2 protein-coding genes are annotated in these 1,937 nt (G+C 76.1%); both read left to right on the top strand.

Annotated elements, in window-relative coordinates:
- A partial coding sequence (locus tag BJP40_RS31470) for a P1 family peptidase (RefSeq protein ID WP_143065899.1) occupies positions 1-687 on the top strand: 687 nt, incomplete at its 5' end.
- A gap of 135 nt (positions 688-822) precedes the next feature.
- Complete coding sequence (locus tag BJP40_RS07255) at positions 823-1,599, top strand: DUF6227 family protein (protein WP_071279539.1); 777 nt, start codon at positions 823-825, stop codon at positions 1,597-1,599.
- The last annotated feature ends 338 nt before the right edge of the window (positions 1,600-1,937 follow it).

Below are 1,937 nucleotides of genomic sequence, written 5' to 3'. Positions count from 1 at the left end.
GGCACGGCGAGCACGGTGCTGGCGGGTTCGGGGGTGACGGTGGCCGCGCTGGTCGTCGCCAACGGCGTGGGCTCGCCGCTCGATCCGGTGACGGGGGTGCTGTACGGGGCGTACGGCGACCCGCACTTCGCGGCCGAGGCAGCGCGCGGCGGCGGGCCCGCGTACCCGGACCCGGCGGTGCACGCGGCGGCGATGCTGCGGCTGGCCGAGGCGCGGGAGCGGAGCGGGATGCCGCCGATGAACACGACGCTGGTCGTGGTGGGGACGGACGCGGAACTGACGCGGGCACAGGCCCAGAAGGTGGCCGGGACGGCGCACGACGGCATCGCGCGCGCCGTGCGGCCGGTGCACCTGCTGAACGACGGCGACACCGTGTTCACCCTCGCGACCGGCGCACGCCCGCTCACCGGGGAGCGCACGCCGGGTGCCGGAGAGCCCGGTCCGGTGGCCGGGGGCCCGGGGACGCCGGCGGACGGGGCGGGCCGGGGCGGACCGGCGGCGGAGAGCGGCGACCCGCTGGCGCTGAACGCGGTGCTCGCGGCGAGCGCCGACGTGGTGTCCCGGGCCATCGTCCGGGCGGTCCTGGCCGCGGAGGGCCTGCGGGGCGCGGGGGGAGACTTTCCGTCGTACCGGGGCCTGTACGGGCCGCTGCCGGGTATGAACTGGCGTACGGGCGGTGAGCGTTGAAGGATTCGGGACGGGGGCGCGCGGGAACCGGCCACGCGCGCCGTTCGTTTCGTGGAAGCCGGACGCGTTGTCGTACCGAGGCACTACCTTGAGCAAGCACCGAGTAACACGCGGCGACGGCCCTGGAGACCCATCTTGAACGATCCGATCGATCGGAACGATCCGTACGAGACCACGGAGCAGCACGTCGAGCGGCTCCTGGGTCGGGCGCTCAACTCCTTCGACCTGCCCGACGCCCTGGTCGAGCGGCTCCGTACGGCGCTGGCGCACGCCAGTGCGCTGCACGCCTCGCACCACAGCGCGGCGCTCCACCGCACCACGTACCGCCACACGTTCCTGCTGGCCGACGGGACGTCGCTGACGCTGTGGGAGCTGGTGCACCACACGGGCACGGACGACCGTGACCACCACGAGCTGTACGCCGACAAGACGGACGTGCGGCTGGCTGCCGTCCGGGTGTCGGAGGCGTTCGGCACGCCGGAGGCCGTGGGTCTCGGGGATCCGCTGGACGACGACCTCGACGCGGACCTGGAGCTGCTGAGCGCGCTGCTCGTCCGCCCGCCGGATCCCGCGCCCCGGGTGTACGTGCCGGACGATTCGGCGGACCACGCCCGCCGGGTGCTGCGCCGCGCGGAGAACAGGAACCGGCCGGGCGACGAGGTGGCGGCGCGGCTGCGGGGCGCGTTCGCCCACCACATCCAGCAGGTCTTCGGACGGCAGTGCAGTGTGGCGGGGAGGGACGCGGGCTTCTCCCTGTACGAGCACGCGTTCCTGCTGCTGGACGGCACCGAGCTGAGCCTCTGGGAGGTCGAGCACACGGCCACCCCGGACGGGCGCCACATGTGCGAGGTGTACGAGGACGAGCGCACCGCGCGTGCCGCCATGGAGCTGCGGGCGTCGCGGGTGCGCTGACCACCATCCGGTGGGTGTGGGCGGCCGTCGGGCGACCGCCCACACCCACCGGGCCTCGCCACGGCCCCGGGCCGCGCCCTGCGCGCACCGCGGTACGCCCCCCGCTCCCGTCGGCGCTCCGGCGTGCCACCCGACTTGGCGGGGCGGCCGCGGCGGTCGGCAACAGGGGGCGCTCTGTCCCTGCGGGCGGGAACGCCCGGCCCGAACGCGGGCGAAAAGGCCCGGCCCCCGGTCCGGGCGGGTGTCCGCACCCGCGACGGCGGGGGCGCCCGCACCGCGGCCGCGGTGCCGCCGACCGGCGGCCCCGCCGGGAACTGACGCCCGGCGGGGCCGTCACC

Source organism: Streptomyces sp. CC53 (assembly GCF_001865245.1).
GTDB lineage: Bacteria > Actinomycetota > Actinomycetes > Streptomycetales > Streptomycetaceae > Streptomyces.
Note: the sequence above shows the minus strand (reverse complement) of the source record. Positions and strands in the feature narration are given on the sequence as shown.